We start from the raw sequence: 16,385 nt of genomic DNA, 5'->3' as shown, positions 1-16,385 counted from the left end.
ATTGACCGACCAAAGACTCGAAACACCCGTGGGGTCAGCCGTTTCCGTGCGGCCGCCCGGGTTCCATCGGCCGGATTGGCTCACCCCGCGCGGTGCGGTGCGGGCGATCGGGACCGGCAATCTCAGCCTGATCGGCGCGCTCGCGGTGATCGTCGCCATTTTCGCCTGGCTCAACGACGGCTATCTCGATCCGCGCAATATCGCCGGAATCGGTGACGCCGTCACGGTTTTCGGCCTGCTCGCGATCGTGCAGACGGTGGTGATCATCTGTGGCGCACTGGATATCTCGGTGGGTTCGCAGGCCGGTGTCGCCTCGGTGGTCAGCGCCATGACCTTCACCGCCGCGTCGGGCAGTGCCGTGCTGGGCATTCTGGCCGCGATCGGGGTCGGGGTGCTGCTGGGTGCGGTGAACGGGGTGATCATCGTCTACGGCCGGGTCAACCCGGTCATCGCGACGCTGGCCACGCTGGCCGCGTTCAAGGGTCTGGCACAACTGATCTCGGGCGGGAAGGCCCAGGGCTTCGTCCTGGACAACGACCTGTTCATCTTCCTGGCGCGCGGCAAGATCATCGGATTGCCGGTGCCGGTGGTCATTCTCGGCCTGGTCGCACTGGCCGTGCATGTATTGCTGAAGTACACCGATATCGGCCGCAATATCTACGCGATCGGCGGAAATGACACGGCCGCACGGCTTTCCGGCATCAATATCAACAAGTACCTGATCGCGGTGTATGTGCTGGCGGGTGTGGTCGCCGCCATCGCGGGCATTCTGCTGACCGCGCGCACCGGCTCCGGGCAACCGGTCTCCGGCAGTGAGGGCCTCGAACTCAAGGCGATCACCGCCGCGGCGCTCGGCGGCTGCGCGCTCAAGGGCGGTAAAGGCACGGTCGGCGGCACGCTGCTGGCGGTGGTACTGCTCGGCGCGCTGGACAACGGCCTGAATGTGGTGGGGGTCAATACGTTCTGGCAGAACGTGGCGCAGGGCTCACTCCTGGTGGCGGCCGTGGTCATCCAGCAGCGGCGCGGCGGCGAACGCGCCGTCGGACTGCCCACCTAGTCACCGGGAGCCTCAACATGGACACAGTGCGAGCACACGTGTGCGCGCCCCCGCCCGGCGACCTCTGTGAGGGACCGGTCTGGGATCCGCGTACGCGGGAACTGCTGTGGGTGGACATCCCCCGCGGCCATATCCATCGCGCGAATCTCGATCGCGCCGCCGTCGACCTCGTCGAACATCGCGTGATCGGCGTCGAACCGCCGGTGGGCGCGGTACTGCCCTGTGCCTCCGGTGATCTGCTGGCGGCCATGGGGGACACCGTGTTTCGCCTGGCGTCGGATGGAACACGCACCTCGATCACGACCCTGCCGATTCCGGACGACGGGATCCGCAGGCGGATGAACGATGCGAAGGTCGACCCGTGCGGGCGACTGCTGGTGGGCACCCTGTCCGAGGACGGGGTGGCGGGTAGCGCCGCTCTCTATCGCCTGGACCCCGACGGCGGTGTGCGCGTGCTGCGCACCGGCGTGACCATCTCCAACGGGCTCGGCTGGAGTCCGGACGGCCGCACGCTGTACTACACCGACAGCAAGACGCTGCGCGTGGACGCGTTCGAATATGATTCGGCCACCGGCACATTCGCGCACGGCCGAGCGTTCGCGCACTTCACCGACGGTGAACCCGACGGCCTCACCGTGGCCGCCGACGGCTCCGTCTGGATCGCGGTCTGGGGCGCGGGCCAGGTGCGCGCCTTCGATCCGGACGGACGCCCCCGCGCGGTGGTCGAGGTCGGTCCCGCCCAGGTCTCCAGCTGTACCTTCGCCGGACCCGACCTGGACGTCCTGGTGATCACCACGGCCGCGGTGGACGGGGCCGCGCGCGAACCGGGCGCGGGCCGCTTGTTCGCCTGTGTACCCGGCGTCACCGGCCTGGCGATGACTCCCTTCGCCGATACCGAGGCGGTGCGTGCCGATGCCCGATAACCTACTGCCACTGGATATTCCGGTCATCGCCATCCTGCGCGCCACGACTGCGAAGCGGTTCGCCGAGGTCACCGCGGTACTGCACGAATGCGGTATCACCGCGGTGGAGTTCACCCTCACCACCACCGGTGCCCTGGACGCCCTGCGCGACTGCGCGGGGTTCGGCCATCCCCTCGGCGTCGGGACGGTGCTGACCGCCGCCGATGCCGCGCGCGCGGTGGAGGCCGGTGCCGCCTACCTGATCACCCCCGTCGTCAGCGTCGAGGTGATCGAGGAGGGCCGCCGCCTCGGGGTGCCGGTGATCTCGGGAGCCCTGACTCCCACCGAGATTCGGCACGCCTGGACCGCGGGCAGCACCATGGTCAAGGTCTTCCCGGCCGCGATCGGCGGACCGGGATACATCCGGGCCGTCCGCGCACCGCTGCCCGATATCCCGCTGGTGCCGACCGGCGGGGTCGGACTCGGCGAGCTGCGGGCGTACCTGGACGCGGGGGCCGCGGCACTGGGCATCGGTGCGCCGCTGCTCGGGGACGCCTGTGCCGGAGGCGATCTCGACGCGCTGCGGGAGCGCGCTCGACTGGTGCGGGACCAGCTGTCATGAGGGGCGGACTGGTAACGCTCGGTGAGGCGCTCGGTGTGGTCGCGGCCACCGATCCCGGTCCGCTGGCCCCCGGGGCGGCCCTGCGCCTGGATTTCGCGGGCGCGGAGGCCACCGTGGCCATCGGGGTGCGCCGCCTCGGGCACGAGAGCGCCTGGGTGGGCTGTCTGGGCGAGGATGCCGTCGGTGTCATGATCCGGGATCGGCTGCGCGCCGAACGAGTCGACCTCTCGCACAGTCGGATCGATCCGGAGCACCCGACGGGGCTGATGCTGCGCGAACGCCGCACGGCGGATCGGATTCGCGTCACCTACTACCGGCGCGAGCTCGCGGGCTCGCGACTGTCGGCGACCGAGATCGATGCCGCGCAGATCGCCGCGGCCGGGGTGCTGCACATCACCGGAATCACTCCGGCACTGAGTGTTTCGGCGCGGGAGGCGGTGTACGCGGCGGTCGGGATCGCGGCCGGGGCCGGTGTCCCGATCTCGCTGGACGTCAACTATCGGCGTGCGCTGTGGACCGAAGCAGAGGCCGCCGCGGAGCTGTCGAAACTGGTGACCCACGCCGATATCGTCTTCGCCGGGGTCGAGGAGGCGGCGTTGCTCGTGCCGCCGGACAGTCCGGACCTCATGGCCGAAGCCATTGCGGTGCAAGGCCCTTCACAGGTGGTGCTCAAACTCGGCGCCGAGGGCGCGCTGGCGTACGCCGACGGCGTGGTGATCACACAGCCCCCGGTCGCGGTGACCGCGGTCGATCCGGTCGGTGCGGGGGATGCCTTCGTGGCGGGTTATCTCGCCGGGCTGCTCGACGGCGGATCGGTCCGCGACAGCCTGCGGGTGGCCGCACTGTGCGGCGCGTTCGCCGTCTCGGTGCCCGGGGATTGGGCGGGCCTGCCGTTCCGGCACGAACTGGGCCTGCTCGACGGAGCGGATATTCAGCGTTGATCACGAAGGGAGAGACCATGAGTCGTCTGACGGACAAGGTCGCGGTGGTCACCGGTGCGGCCTCCGGAATCGGTGCGGCCAGTGCGCGACGCCTGGCGCACGAGGGCGCGACGGTCGTGATCGCCGATATCGACAGCGCGCGCGGCGCGGAGGTCGCGGCCAAGATCCGCGCGGCGGGCGGGCGGGCCGAGTATCTGTGGTGCGATGTCGCACAGGAGGACTCGTGGCGTGAGCTGCGCGAGCGCATCACCACCGCGTACGGGCCGCTGGACTGCCTGTGCAGCAACGCTTCTCAGCAGGCCGTCATACCCGCGCACGAACTCACCCCGGCGCAGTGGAACGACGGGCTCGCGGTCAATCTGACCCCGCTGTTCCTGGGGGTGCGCGCCTTCATCGACGATCTGCGCGTCCGGCGCGGCAATGTGGTGGCCATCTCCAGCGTGCACGCCCAGTTCGGGCTGCCCGGATATCCGGTCTACGCCGCGGCGAAGGGCGGATTGACCGCGCTGGTCCGTCAGCTCGCGGTGGAGTACGGCTCCGCGCGCGTGCGTTTCAATGCCATCCTGCCCGGTCCCATCCTCACCCCGGTCTGGGATGACGTGGACGCCGAGGGTCTGCGGATGTCCGCGCGCGCAACGGCTTTGGATCGCCTCGGTGCACCCGAGGAGGTCGCGGCCGCGGTCGCCTTCCTGGCCTCGGACGACGCCTCGTTCATCACCGGCACCAATCTGGTCGTCGACGGCGGCTGGAGCGTACGAAAGGAGTCCCGGTGAAGATCACCGCGCTCACCACCCACCTGGTCGCGCCACGCTGGTGCTTCCTGCGCATCGATACCGACGAGGGCATCACCGGCTGGGGCGAACCCGTGATCGAGGGTCGCGCGCACACCGTGGCCGCCGCGGTCGACGAACTGGCCGACTATCTCCTCGGCAGGGATCCGATGAGTATCGAGGCGCACTGGCAGGTGCTCAGCAAGGGCGGTTTCTATCGCGGCGGGCCGATCCTGTCCAGTGCGGTGGCGGGTATCGATCAGGCGCTGTGGGATATCACCGGCAAGGCGCTCGGGGTGCCGGTCTGGCAGCTGCTCGGTGGCGCGGTGCGCGATCGGGTACGGGTGTACAGCTGGATCGGCGGTGATCGACCCGATGATGTCGCCGCGGCGGCGCTGGAGCGAAAACAGCAGGGCTTCACCGCGATCAAAATGAACGGTTCGGCCGAACTGGAGGCGATCGACACCCCGCGCGCCACCGCCGCGATCGTCGAACGGGTCGCCGCGGTGCGCGCGGCCACCGGTGACGACTTCGATATCGCCGTGGATTTCCACGGTCGGCTCTCGGTCGCGATGGCGCGGCGGGTGCTGCCGCTGCTGGAGCCCTATGTACCGTTCTTCGTCGAAGAGCCCCTGGTACCCGAGGTGAGCGATCGGATCGGCGAGATCACCGCGGCCACCTCCATTCCCATTGCCACGGGCGAAAGGCTGTACTCCCGTTGGGATTTCGCCACCGTCCTCGATCGCGGCGTCGCCGTCGTGCAACCGGATCTCTCCCACGCGGGCGGTATTTCGGAAGTGCGCCGGATCGCCGCCCTGGCCGAGTCCCGCGATGTGGCACTGGCCCCGCACTGTCCGCTGGGTCCTATCGCGCTGGCCGCCAGTCTGCAGGTGGGATTCGCGACACCCAACCTGCTGATCCAGGAGCAGAGCCTGGGCATTCACTACAACACCGGCTCGGATCTGCTCGACTATCTCCTCGATCCGGCCGTCTTCGCCTACCGCGACGGCTATGTCGAGCGCCCGCGGGCCCCCGGATTGGGTATCGAGATCGATGAGAAGGCGGTGGCGCGCGCCGCCGAGGTAGGGCATCGCTGGCGCAATCCGGTATGGCACCGCCGGGACGGCGCCTTCGCCGAATGGTGAAGCGGCGCAGTCCCGGCGGTGGGCTCCCGACTCAGGCCCCGGCGGAGCCGGAGAGCAGGCCGGAGAGCAGACCGCCGCCCAGGCCCGAGGAGCCGGTGGAGGTTCGCAGGGTCCAGGTGCCGCAGCCGGTGGTGAAGAAGGCGACGTCGGTGGATTGGATTGTGACGGTGGCGGATCCGTTCGTCGCACCGCCGGTCTGCAGGACGGCGGTGGCGCTGGGGGTGAGCGCGGAGAGCCGGGCCCAGGCACAGGTCGACAGCGCGGTGCTGGTGGTGTACGTGCCCGCCTGGATATCGGTGCCGATGGTGAAGATGGAGTCGGTGCCCATGCTGGTGCCGGCCGCGTTCGCGGTGCCGGTGGTGCCCAGTACCGCGGTGGCCGCGAGGGCGAAACCGCTGACCCAGAGTGTCTTGCGCATAGAGGGTGTCCTCAACTAACTGAAACGGATGATTTTCGGAGGCTAGGGGGTCGGGGTCGCCACCGCACCCGAATCCAGGAACCTCACAGGAACGAGGTGTCCGCATCCCCGGGAAGCGCTCCGGTAACCGTATGGTCACGATGATCGAATACCATCGCGGCACAGGGAAGTTCAGCTTCAAGAAGTATGAGGTAGTTGCGTTGACGAGCATTCGTGAGACCCTTGCCGGTGCCCAGGTCGGGTTGGTGCGGCAAGTGGTGAATGTGCTGACCGTGCCGCGGCGCTTGCCGCGGCCGTTCGGGCCCACACTGCGGGATCGGGTGGCGGGCAAGACGGTGCTCATTACCGGCGCGTCCAGCGGCATCGGCCGCGCGCTGGCATTGCGGGTGGCGGACGCCGGGGCGACCGTGGTCGTAACCGCCCGCCGCACAAGTGAATTGGATCAGCTCGCGGCCGAGATCCGGACCCGGGGCGGGCAGGCGTTCGCCATCACCTCGGATCTGTCCACCGCCGAGGGCATCGACAAGCTCGCCGATGAGATGCTGGTCGAGTTCGGCGCACCGGACATTCTGGTGAACAACGCGGGTCGCTCCATCTGGCGGTCGATCGCGGCCTCGGAGCATCGCCTGCACGATTTCGAACGCACCATGCGCATCAATTACTTCGGCCCGGTCGGGCTGATGCTGCGGTTGCTGCCGGAGATGCGCCGCCGGGGTTCGGGCCATGTGGTGTCGAGCTCCTCGCTCGGCGTGATCACCGATGTGCCGCGGTTCTCCGCGTACCTGGGCTCCAAGGCCGCGCTGGAGGCGGTCATGCGGGTGGCGGCGAGCGAATGTCTCGCCGACGGAGTCTCTTTCACCGATGTGCGGCTGCCGCTGGTGGCCACCGATCTGAGCGCCGAACTGGGCTGGACCGGCTATACGGCGCTCTCGGCCGATGCCGCGGTGGATATGCTGGTCGACGCCATCGTGCGCCGCCCCATGCACCTGGAGAATCTGCATGGCGCGCTGTCGATTTGGTTCAATCGCCTGCTGCCGGGGGTGGCCCTGCAGGGCCTGAGCCAGCTGCATCGCATGCTGCCCGATGTGGAGGTCGCGAAAGCGGCTGTGCCGCAGCAGGAGTCGGCGGTGGTCGCCACCGAGATCGCCCCGGTGCCCGCCCGCGACTGAGCACCCGCCCGCAGCACACCGGTTCCCGGCCCCGGACCGCCCGATCACGGGCGGCCGGGCTCGGTTCGGGCCTTCGCGGGTGTTTTCGTTGATTTGCCCGATTGTTGCCCCGGGGTGACATGCCCGCTCTAGCCTCTAACCGGACGATATTGCGATTGCCCACTCTGTTCGATCAACGATGATCTCGGGAGAGGTGCAGGACATGTCGATGCTCCGAAGTGCGTTCAGCGCGACAGGAACAGTAGTATTTCTGACTGCGATGGCCTTCGCCGCCGGGCCCGCGACCGCGGATTCCACCCTCGACGAGGGCGGTTGCACCGCCGGAACCCTCACCTGGCAGGCCAACGGCCCCGGCTTCACCGGTAGCTCGCAGACGCCCGTGGCCAGCAATATCGGCGGCCACCTGGTCGACTGCCACGGCGCGCCCACCGATATCGGGGTCGGCACCATTATCGGCAGCAGCTTCGAACCTGCCGCCACCTGCTACGGCAGTCGAGGTGGCCGCGCCGACCTGCTCGTCATCTGGGACAACGGCCAGAACAGCCACGTCATCGGTACCTGGGAGTGGACGCTTGGCCAACAGTCCACCAACCACCTGAAAATCGTCGGCGGCCTGGGGTCCGGCCACACCCTCCGAATCCTCACCGCCCCGCCCGAGGTCAGCCCCGGCGCGGTCACCGGGTGCATTGTCGGCGGCTTCCACGCCGGCAGCTATCAGGTCCTGGACGCCAGAATCGTCTGAGCCTGATCCGCCGACCGCGAGCTGGCCGACGAGGGGCCCGGGAGCGGGCCGGTGATGGGTGATCGGCGTGCTCGTGGGATCGGTGGGCGGCTCGTATAGTTGGCTCTCGTGGGGATGATGAAGGGCGCCAATGTTCCGGTGCCGGCGAGTGCGGTTCGGGTCGAGCTGGGATGGCGGGCGGGGCCCGGGGTTCCGGATGCCGATGCCTCGGCACTGCTGTTGGTGGCGGGAAAGGTGCGCTCGGACAGCGACTTCGTCTTCTACAACCAGCCCCGGCATCCCTCCGGTTCGGTGCGGCACGAGGGTAAGCAGCAGGGTTCGACGGTGCTCGATGTGCTGTTCGTGGAGCTGGCGCGGGTGGAACCGCAGATCGAGACCATTGTGATCGCGGCCTCCACCTCGGGCGGCACCTTCCGGCAGTTCCAGGGTCTGTACGTGCGGGTGCTCGATGCCGCGAGCGGGGCCGAGATCGCGCGATTCGACAGTGCCGACGCGGGTGCCGAGACCGCGTTCGTGCTGGGTGAACTGTACCGGCGGCAGGGGGCCTGGAAGTTCCGCGCGGTGGGGCAGGGGTATGCCTCCGGCTTGGCCGGGCTGGCAACCGATTTCGGTATTTCGGTGGATGACGAGCCCGCGCCCACCCGGCACGCGGCACCGGCGCCGAGTCGATCCGCGCCCGCACCGCAGCCCTATGCGCCCGCACCGCAGCCGTATACGCCGTCCCCTCCGGTCCCGCCGATGCCGCGGTCCGCGCAGCAGCACATGCCGCCCCCCGTTCAGCCGATGCCGCCGTCCGCGCAGCCGTATTCGCCGTCCGCGCAGCCGTATTCGCCGCAGCCCCAGCAGCACTACGTTCCGCCGCCGCAGTATGCGCCGCCGCCCGCGCCCACCCAGCCGTTCGTCCCCCAGCCCCCGGCGGCCCCGGTGAACCTGGCCAAGATCGCGCTGACCAAGGACGCGCCGACGGTCTCGCTCACCAAATCCGGTGTCACCGGCGGCACCATGCGCTTCAACCTCAACTGGGGCATGGACCGCGGCACCGGCCTGTTCGGCCGCAAGCGCAATGACCTCGACCTGGATCTGTGCTGCTTCTACGAATTGGTCAATGGCGCAATCGGTTCCGTGCGCGCCCTGGACCGCCGCTTCGGCGACCTGAACAATCCGCCGTTCATCCGCCTGGACCAGGACGATCGCACCGGTTCCAGCGCGACGGGCGAGAATATCGACATCAACCTGGATTTCACCCGATTCTTCCGCCGCATCCTGGTATTCACCTCGATTTACGAGGGCGCACGGGATTTCCGCGGCGTCCACGCCACCGCCACCCTCTACCCGCTCAACAGCCCGCCGATCGAAATGACCCTGGACGGCTGCACCAACGACTCCCGCGATGCCGTGCTGGCCGTCATCGAGAACATCAACGGCGAGTTGGTGGTTCGGCGCGAATGCACCTTCATCCGCCCACCCGCCGGTCGTCCCGGTGCGGGCATCGCCGAAATCGTCCGCCTCTACAACTGGAACTTCGAGATCAAGGCGGGCCGCGGCAAGGACTGACGGCCGCCGCATTATTCCCCATCCGGTTTGCGCTCAGGCCGATTCATACGGCATCTTTGCGGGCGAAGGCGGTGCAGTGATGTTGGAACATCTGACGGTAGGGCTCGGCTGGGATCCGGCGCAGCCCAAGTGGTTCGGGCGGTCCCTGGACATCGATCTGAATGTGGCGGCGCTGATGTTCAGCGCGGACAGGCTGGTCGATGTGGTGTACCACGAGCAGTTGAGCTCGGTGGACGGATCGATTCGGCACGGCGGCGACAGTCTGACGGGGGAGGGCCGGGGTGATGACGAGGTCATCGGAATCGATCTGACCCGGATCGATCCGAATGTGACCGCGGTGGTGTTGTTGGTGACCTGCTACACCGGGCAGAACCTCGACGAGGTCGAGAACGCGTTCTGCCGCTTGGTGAGTGGCGCCGAGGAGACCGAGTTCCGGCGGTTCGAACTCAGCGGCCTGCCCTATCCCGGGCTCGTTGTCGGCGTGCTGATCCGGGGACTCGCCGGATGGGAGTTCCGGGATATCGGCACCGGGGTCGCGGCGCGGCATCCGGTCGAGGCCGCACCGCTGCTCGGGGCCTATCTCAGCTGAGGGTCATGCACCCCGCTTGATCTGATCCAGCACCGCGGCGGTCTGGGCATTGGCGCCCAAGGCATTCGGATGCAGGGGGTAAGCAGCGCCGGGGACGTTGTGCGGTGAGGAGAAGGCGATGCCCTCGACGTAGCGGGTGGCGGCGGGCTGGCACACGTCATGGCCGGTGCTGGGGGTGTAGGTATTGACCAATTCGGTGTGCGATGCGGCCGCCACCCGGGCGAGCATGGCGTTCATCTGGGCGAATTTATCTCGGAGATATGTGATGTCGATATCGGCGGCGGGCAGATCGGGGCGGCAGCCCTTACCGCTGACGGGCAGCGCGTTCAGGTAATCGACCAGCAGCACACGGGCTTTGGGCGCGCGCTCGCGGATTCCGGCGATGGTGGCCTGGATCAGCGGTGCGGCGGCATCGATGCGCGCGGTCACCGGATCGGTGACATCCGCGGGCGAGGCGATGGCGCAGGCCGGGGTTTCGGTCTCGGACGCGGCGGCCGGGACCAGTTGCAGGCAGCGCGAGGCCAGGGTGGGGAAGCCGATGTCATTGCCGCCGATGCCGACGGTGACCAGATCCGTTGTCGCGGTGAGCTTGTCGAACTGCGGCGGATTGATCCCGCCCAGCGGTAGCTCCTGGGCGGTGGTCATATCGACGGTGGTGGCCGAGGCGCAGCTGGCATCGCGGAAGTTCGTGATACCCAGCGCGGCCGCCACCTGATGGGGATAGTTCGAGGAGGACTGCACGCAGTCCACCGGCACATCGGTGGTGGTCGGTGGCAGCGTGGTGAAGACCGCCGCGGTCCAGGAATCACCGAGCGCGACGTACTCCCGATACGTCGCGGTATCGGCATGAGCCGGAAGCGAAGTGCAGCACACTGTGAGCACACCCAGTGTCACCAGGGTGTTTCGGGTGGAGCGCGGAGCCATCACTGCGGGCGAACCTCCGGATTCGGTGTGGGCGAATTTTCGGCAATGCGAGTCTCGCCCCCGATGCGAGGTTTACCGGGGACCCCGTGCGGCGCGGCGACCTGCGCGCCACCATCGTCGCGCAACTCGACGATATCGAGAACGCGCCCGGTGATCGGCCGGTCCGCATCAAACGAGTCGGCCGGTCCGCCAAGCGCTGACCGCGGGGCGCGAAATCAGTTGCGGGCCTTCGCGGAGACCCGCATTCCGTCCATGGTCACCGCGAGCAGTCGCTCGGCGGCCTCGGGGGTGGTCTCACATGCGACGCCGATGCCGTGGCCCAATCGGAGCAGGTCGCGCGGTTCGATATCGGTGCGAATAGTGCCTTCGGACTGCGCGCCCTCGAGCAGCGCGGTCGCGGCGGCGTTGATCGCCGTGCGGCACAGCGTGAAGGTCGGTGAGTCATGATCCATACCGGCCTTGAGGGTGGTGGCCAGACTGCGATTGGCCATCACCCAGTTCACCTGCTCCCGCAACCACAGTTCGAGAGCCGTTGTGGGCGTATTGCTTTCGAGTAGTTCGTGGGCGCGCTGGCTGAGCTGTTCGATATTGGACCGGTAGACGGTCTCGATCAGCGCCTCGCGATGGGGGAAGTGCCGGTAGAGGGTGCCGATGCCGATTCCCGCCCGGCGGGCGATCTCCTCCAGCGCGGCCTCGGGGCCCAGCTCGGCGAAGGCCGCCTGCGCGGTCGAGACAATGCGCTCGTAATTGCGCCGGGCGTCGGCGCGCATCGGCTTTGCGGTCGGCGGTGCTTCCACGAACCCTCCACTGGAAAACGGATGGACCCTCCGGATAGGCTTGCGCAAATGGAGGAACCCTCCATATGATAACTCCGGTGGAAACGGAGGATGCCTCCGTTTGATTCCTAACCTCTGGAGCTTCTCTTGTCGACCGCTCTCACCTCGAATAACGCTGTCTCCAGCACGTCCGCCGCGACCGTACCCCGGGCGCGGCAACCCCGCCCGGGCCTCGTCCTGGCCATCCTGCTGACCTGCCAATTGATGATCGTCCTGGACATCACCGTGATGAATGTGGCGCTGCCCCGCATTCAATCCGAGCTGCACTTCACCCCGGCCGGCCTGTCCTGGGTGATGAATGCCTACACCCTGGTCTTCGGCGGATTACTGCTGCTCGGCGGGCGCGCCGGTGACCTGCTCGGCCGCCGCGCCCTCTTCATCGCCGGGGCCGCGCTGTTCACCCTGGCCTCGCTGGCGGGCGGGCTCGCACCCTCGGCCACCTGGCTACTCATCGCCCGGATCGGCCAGGGCCTCGGCGCGGCCATGGCCGCACCCAATACCCTGGCCCTGCTGACCACCACCTTCGCCGATCCCAAGGCGCGCATGCGAGTACTGGCGCTGTTCTCCGGAATGTCCAGTGCCGGTTTCGCTATCGGCCTCATCGTCGGCGGTCTGCTCACCCAGTGGCTGAGCTGGCGCTCGGTGCTGTTCATCAATGTGCCGTCCGGTCTGCTCGTGGTGCTGCTGGCGCTGCGCTATCTGCCTGCGGCACAACGGCAACCGGCGCGGCTCGACCTGCCCGGCGCGCTCACCGCCACCACCGGTGTGGCCGCCCTGGTCTACGGATTCATCAGCGCCGCCGCGCACGGCTGGGGCACCACCGAGACCGATATCCCGCTCGCGGCCGGGGCCGTGCTGATCGCGGCCTTCCTGGCCATCGAGTCGCGGGTGGCGCAACCACTGCTCCCGCTGCGCCTGTTCGCCGACCGCAATCGGGCCGCCGCCTACGCGAGCATGTTCCTGGCGCCCATGGCGGGTATGTCGATGTTCTTCTTCCTGACCCAGTTCCTGCAGGATGTGCTCGGATTGAGTGCGCTGGCAACCGGTTTCGCTTTCCTGCCCACCGCCGTACTCATGTTCACCATGATTCGCGCGATTCCGCGGCTGCTGCCGCGCTTCGGCCCGCGGCCCTTGACCATGACCGGTGCGGCGTCGATGGTGGCGGGCCTGGTGCTGCTGACCCGGCTGACCCCGGACACCGGCTACTTTCCGCTGCTGTTCCTCGCGATGCTGTTCATGGGCTGCGGTATCGGCCTGGCGGTCGCACCGCTGAGTGTGATCATCATGTCGAATGTCGAACCGCACGAGGCCGGTGCCGCGGGCGGCGCCATGCAGACCCTGCAGCAAACCGGCGCCGCACTCGGATTGGCCATCCTGGTCACGGTTTTCGGCAGTGCGGCGCGCGGCGCGGGTGGTTCGCCCCAGCACGCGCTGGTCGGTGGAATGACGACGGCGTTCGCCGCTGCGGCGGGAATCGCGGCGCTGACCTTCGCCGTGGCGCTCATTTTCCGGAACCCGCGCCCGGCGGTCCGCACTCGCTGAATAATTGCCGGTCGACACGCGGGAAGGGTGTGCTCCGCGGGGCGCTCGCCGATCTCTGCGAGGATGTGTCGGCTTGCTCTGTGTTCGCCCAGCGTACTTCGTCTAGCTGCTGCTTCGCCGGTCACCGCGGGTGTCGCCGGTGCCGCGGCCCGGGATCCGGAGGTGTCCATGCAGGATCGGAAGTCGACTCGTGGACCCCGCACACTGGTCGACCTGGTGGCCACTCGAATCGCGGAAACCCCAGGCAGAACCGCGTTTTCGTTTGTCGAGCAGCGGGGGGCCGCGGAGCGGATCGACTACCGTCGGCTCGGGGATCGGGTGGCCGGGGTGGCGCGGCAGGTACTGGCCGCGACCGCACCCGGCGATCGCGTGGTCCTACTGTGCCCGCCCGGTATGGATTTCGCGTTCGCGTTCTATGCCTGTCTGGTGACCGGTCGTATCGCGGTCGCGGTGAGTCTGCCGTCTTCGACCCGGCAGCTCTCGACGCTGACCGGAATCATTCGGGACAGCGGTGCGGTGGCGGCGATCGTGCCGCTCTCGGCGATCCCGATCACCAGTGCCCAGCTCGGCGTTGACATTCGCATCATCGACAGTGACGCCGCCGACCCGGAGGCGGTGTGGTCGGGGGAGCTGGAGTCGGCTCCGGGCCCGGACGATATCGCCTTCCTCCAGTACACCTCGGGTTCGACCGGCACCCCCAAGGGGGTGTCGGTCCTGCACCGCAATCTGCTGCACAATCTCGGGCTCATCACCTCGAAATGCGCACTGACCCCGGATGTCTCGGTCGTCTCCTGGTTGCCCCCTTTTCACGATATGGGCCTGATCCAGGGGCTGCTGCTCCCGGCGTTCGTCGGAGCGCCGGGCACCCTCATGTCGCCCATGACCTTCCTGCGCGATCCGCTCACCTGGCTGCGCGAGATCTCCGGTAAGCCCGATGTCCTGGCGGGCGGCCCCAACCTGGCCTACGGTCTCTGCCTCAAACGCGTATCGCCCTCGGACGCGGCGCAATTGGACCTGAGCGGCTGGCGCATCGCCTTCGCCGGCGCCGAGCCGATCGATCCGAACACCCTGCGCAGATTCGCGGAGATGTTCGCGGTGAGCGGTTTTCGCGACACCAGCTTCGTGCCGATGTACGGACTGGCCGAATCCACCCTCTATGTCAATGGCGGTCTGCTCGGGATCGGCGCGAGCTCGCGGGTATTCGCGGTCGAGGAGCTCGAGCGCGGCAGCGCCGTCGCGGACCCCGGTGGTCGCGAACTGCTGAGTATGGGTCCGGTGGAACCGGATTCGACCGTCGTGGTCGATCCCGAGACCCGGGTGCGCTGCGCGCCCAACCGGGTCGGTGAGATCTGGCTGCACGGACCGAGTGTCGCGGCGGGCTACTGGAACAAGCCGGAGCAGACCGAGCGCACCTTCGCCGCGCGGATCGCGCACGAGGACGGTCCGGCCTATCTGCGCACCGGCGATCTCGGATTCCTGTGCGACGGAGAGCTTTACGTCTCCGGCCGAATCAAGGAGCTGATGATCGTGCACGGGCGCAATATCTTCCCGCAGGATATCGAGCGCACCATCGTGTCCAGTCATCCGACGCTGCGCCCCGGCGGCTGCGCGGTCTTCGCGGCCAGTATCGATGACCAGGAGCGCGTCATGGTCGTGCAGGAGTTGGCCGACGAGCCCGAGAGCGCCGAGGCGCTGGCGACCTCCATCCGCGACATAGTCAGCCGCGTGCACGCCATCAGCCTGCACCGCGTCGTCTTCGTCGGAAAGGGCGAGGTGCCCAAGACCACCAGCGGCAAAGTTCAACGACAGCGTCTGCGTGAGCATTACTCATCGGTGACGGCCCTACAGGAGAGTGGTATATGACATCAGCGGCAGATGGCACGACCGTGCTCGAATTCTTCGTGGAGTGGGCCGCACGGAGATTGGGCAGGGATACGGTCGATCCGAAGCTACCGCTGACCTCGCTGGGACTGGATTCGGTTCAGGCCGCGGAATTGATGACGATTCTCGAGGATCGCTTCGATACCGAGATCACCGCCGAGGAGATCTTCGACGGTCTGACGCTCGCGGCGGTGGCGGAGAAGGTGAATGGGCCGACCCCGCCGCGCTCGGACGATATGCGGTTCAGCCTGCTGTTCTTCTCCAGCGATGCCCAGCAGCACGCCGACGGGCGCTATCGGCTGCTACTGGACAGCGCTCGCTTCGCCGATGCGCACGGCTTCGAATCCATCTGGATTCCCGAGCGGCATTTCCACAAGTTCGGCGGCCTGTATCCCAATCCGGCGGTACTCGGCGCGGCGCTGGCCGCCAGCACCGAACGGGTGCGCATTCGCGCGGGCAGTGTGGTGCTGCCACTGCACAATCCGGTCCGGGTGGCCGAGGACTGGTCGATCGTGGACAACCTGTCGAACGGGCGGGTGGACGTCGCCTTCGCCACCGGCTGGAATGTCGACGACTTCGTGCTGGCGGACCACAATTACGCCGATCGGGTGACGCTCACCAAATCCGGAATGGAAGCGGTGCAACAGCTCTGGCGCGGTGAGTCGATCACGCTGCCCAATGGCGCCGGCGAGGACCGCTCGGTGCGCATCTTCCCGACCCCGGTGCAGCATACGCTGCCGACCTGGCTCACCTGCAGCGGCAGTATCGAGCGCTTCGAAATGGCCGGTGCGCTCGGGGTGAATGTGCTGACCGCACTGCTGTTCCAAGAGGTGGATGAGCTGGCCGACAAACTCGCCGCCTATCGCAAGGCGCTGGCCCGCAACGGCCACGGCATCGAGACGGGCACCGTCACCGTCATGCTGCACACCTATGTCGGCCCGACCGATCTCGCGGTGCGCAAAACCGTCGAAGGCCCGTTCAAGAGTTACCTCGAGGATTCGGTGGATCTGTGGCGGCGCGGCTCCGAGGCGCTGGAGAGTCTGGACGAGAAGTCGCGATCCAAGGTGCTGGATTTCGCGTTCGAGCGCTATTACCGGAACAACGGATTGTTCGGCACCCCGGATTCCACCCTGCCGATGGTGCGGCGACTGCGTGAGATCGGCGTGGACGAGATCGCCTGTCTGGTCGATTTCGGAATTCCCGATACCGATGTGCTGGCGGGGCTCGAATCCCTTGCCGCACTGAGTGAAAAGGCTTTGACCGCGTAGGAAGTATTCCCCGTTTCACCGATAC

The 16,385-nt window shown here is 67.7% G+C and carries 16 protein-coding genes; 13 read left to right on the top strand and 3 right to left on the bottom strand.

Features of this window, described 5'->3' with window-relative positions; translation table 11 throughout:
- Nucleotide 1: 1 nt before the first annotated feature.
- Genes NA10_RS05510 through dgoD form a run of 6 tightly spaced genes read left to right on the top strand, consistent with a single transcriptional unit; the run spans nucleotide 2 to nucleotide 5,437 of the window.
- Complete coding sequence (locus NA10_RS05510) at nucleotides 2–1,057, top strand: ABC transporter permease (RefSeq protein WP_245677050.1); 1,056 nt, start codon at nucleotides 2–4, stop codon at nucleotides 1,055–1,057.
- Nucleotides 1,058–1,074: 17 nt separating this feature from the next.
- Nucleotides 1,075–1,980 (top strand): SMP-30/gluconolactonase/LRE family protein, encoded by a 906-nt coding sequence (locus NA10_RS05505; protein ID WP_067564288.1) that lies wholly within the window; start codon nucleotides 1,075–1,077, stop codon nucleotides 1,978–1,980.
- Nucleotides 1,970–2,581 carry a bifunctional 4-hydroxy-2-oxoglutarate aldolase/2-dehydro-3-deoxy-phosphogluconate aldolase gene (locus NA10_RS05500; protein WP_067564285.1) on the top strand — a complete coding sequence of 204 codons (612 nt, stop codon included), beginning with the start codon at nucleotides 1,970–1,972 and terminating at the stop codon, nucleotides 2,579–2,581. The genes NA10_RS05505 and NA10_RS05500 overlap by 11 nt, the downstream gene beginning before the upstream one ends.
- Entirely contained in the window at nucleotides 2,578–3,522 is a 945-nt protein-coding gene (locus tag NA10_RS05495) for a sugar kinase (RefSeq protein ID WP_067564282.1), read from the top strand. Before NA10_RS05500 ends, NA10_RS05495 begins: the two co-directional genes overlap by 4 nt.
- Nucleotides 3,523–3,539: 17 nt before the next feature.
- Nucleotides 3,540–4,295 carry an SDR family NAD(P)-dependent oxidoreductase gene (locus tag NA10_RS05490; protein ID WP_067564473.1) on the top strand — a complete coding sequence of 252 codons (756 nt, stop codon included), beginning with the start codon at nucleotides 3,540–3,542 and terminating at the stop codon, nucleotides 4,293–4,295.
- Nucleotides 4,292–5,437 carry a galactonate dehydratase gene (gene dgoD / locus NA10_RS05485; protein ID WP_067564280.1) on the top strand — a complete coding sequence of 382 codons (1,146 nt, stop codon included), beginning with the start codon at nucleotides 4,292–4,294 and terminating at the stop codon, nucleotides 5,435–5,437. Before NA10_RS05490 ends, dgoD begins: the two co-directional genes overlap by 4 nt.
- A gap of 31 nt (nucleotides 5,438–5,468) precedes the next feature.
- Here the strand turns inward: dgoD and NA10_RS05480 are convergent, their stop codons facing one another.
- On the bottom strand, nucleotides 5,469–5,855 hold the full coding sequence (locus NA10_RS05480; RefSeq protein WP_067564277.1) for an Rv1352/Rv1906c domain-containing protein: 387 nt from the start codon (nucleotides 5,853–5,855) through the stop codon (nucleotides 5,469–5,471).
- A gap of 200 nt (nucleotides 5,856–6,055) precedes the next feature.
- Between NA10_RS05480 and NA10_RS05475 the strand changes: the two genes are divergently transcribed.
- The 4 genes from NA10_RS05475 to NA10_RS05460 all read left to right on the top strand — a co-directional run bounded on the left by NA10_RS05475 (nucleotide 6,056) and on the right by NA10_RS05460 (nucleotide 9,909).
- The gene (locus NA10_RS05475; RefSeq protein WP_169812527.1) at nucleotides 6,056–7,024 is read left to right on the top strand and encodes an SDR family NAD(P)-dependent oxidoreductase; all 969 of its coding nucleotides are present in this window, start codon (nucleotides 6,056–6,058) and stop codon (nucleotides 7,022–7,024) included.
- A gap of 259 nt (nucleotides 7,025–7,283) precedes the next feature.
- Nucleotides 7,284–7,766, top strand: a complete 483-nt coding sequence (locus NA10_RS05470; protein ID WP_067564272.1) for a hypothetical protein — start codon at nucleotides 7,284–7,286, stop codon at nucleotides 7,764–7,766.
- 114 nt (nucleotides 7,767–7,880) lie between these two features.
- Complete coding sequence (locus NA10_RS05465) at nucleotides 7,881–9,320, top strand: TerD family protein (protein ID WP_169812535.1); 1,440 nt, start codon at nucleotides 7,881–7,883, stop codon at nucleotides 9,318–9,320.
- 79 nt (nucleotides 9,321–9,399) lie between these two features.
- The gene (locus NA10_RS05460; RefSeq protein ID WP_067564469.1) at nucleotides 9,400–9,909 is read left to right on the top strand and encodes a TerD family protein; all 510 of its coding nucleotides are present in this window, start codon (nucleotides 9,400–9,402) and stop codon (nucleotides 9,907–9,909) included.
- A gap of 3 nt (nucleotides 9,910–9,912) precedes the next feature.
- On the opposite strand, the gene NA10_RS05455 is transcribed toward NA10_RS05460, so the two are convergent.
- Complete coding sequence (locus tag NA10_RS05455) at nucleotides 9,913–10,833, bottom strand: SGNH/GDSL hydrolase family protein (RefSeq protein WP_067564269.1); 921 nt, start codon at nucleotides 10,831–10,833, stop codon at nucleotides 9,913–9,915.
- Nucleotides 10,834–11,048: 215 nt separating this feature from the next.
- The gene (locus NA10_RS05450) at nucleotides 11,049–11,630 is read right to left on the bottom strand and encodes a TetR/AcrR family transcriptional regulator (protein ID WP_245677049.1); all 582 of its coding nucleotides are present in this window, start codon (nucleotides 11,628–11,630) and stop codon (nucleotides 11,049–11,051) included.
- A gap of 126 nt (nucleotides 11,631–11,756) precedes the next feature.
- Here NA10_RS05450 and NA10_RS05445 point away from each other — a divergent pair, with 126 nt between their 5' ends.
- The 3 genes from NA10_RS05445 (at nucleotide 11,757) to NA10_RS05435 (ending at nucleotide 16,360) form a co-directional block, all read left to right on the top strand.
- On the top strand, nucleotides 11,757–13,211 hold the full coding sequence (locus NA10_RS05445) for an MFS transporter (protein ID WP_067564265.1): 1,455 nt from the start codon (nucleotides 11,757–11,759) through the stop codon (nucleotides 13,209–13,211).
- A gap of 168 nt (nucleotides 13,212–13,379) precedes the next feature.
- Nucleotides 13,380–15,074, top strand: a complete 1,695-nt coding sequence (locus NA10_RS05440) for a fatty acyl-AMP ligase (protein ID WP_169812526.1) — start codon at nucleotides 13,380–13,382, stop codon at nucleotides 15,072–15,074.
- Entirely contained in the window at nucleotides 15,071–16,360 is a 1,290-nt protein-coding gene (locus tag NA10_RS05435; RefSeq protein WP_084514335.1) for a MupA/Atu3671 family FMN-dependent luciferase-like monooxygenase, read from the top strand. The genes NA10_RS05440 and NA10_RS05435 overlap by 4 nt, the downstream gene beginning before the upstream one ends.
- The last annotated feature ends 25 nt before the right edge of the window (nucleotides 16,361–16,385 follow it).

The organism is Nocardia acidivorans NBRC 108247, assembly GCF_001625085.1.
GTDB lineage: Bacteria > Actinomycetota > Actinomycetes > Mycobacteriales > Mycobacteriaceae > Nocardia > Nocardia acidivorans.
The sequence above is the reverse complement of the archived record's forward strand: the minus strand, read 5'-3'. Positions and strand labels throughout refer to the sequence as shown.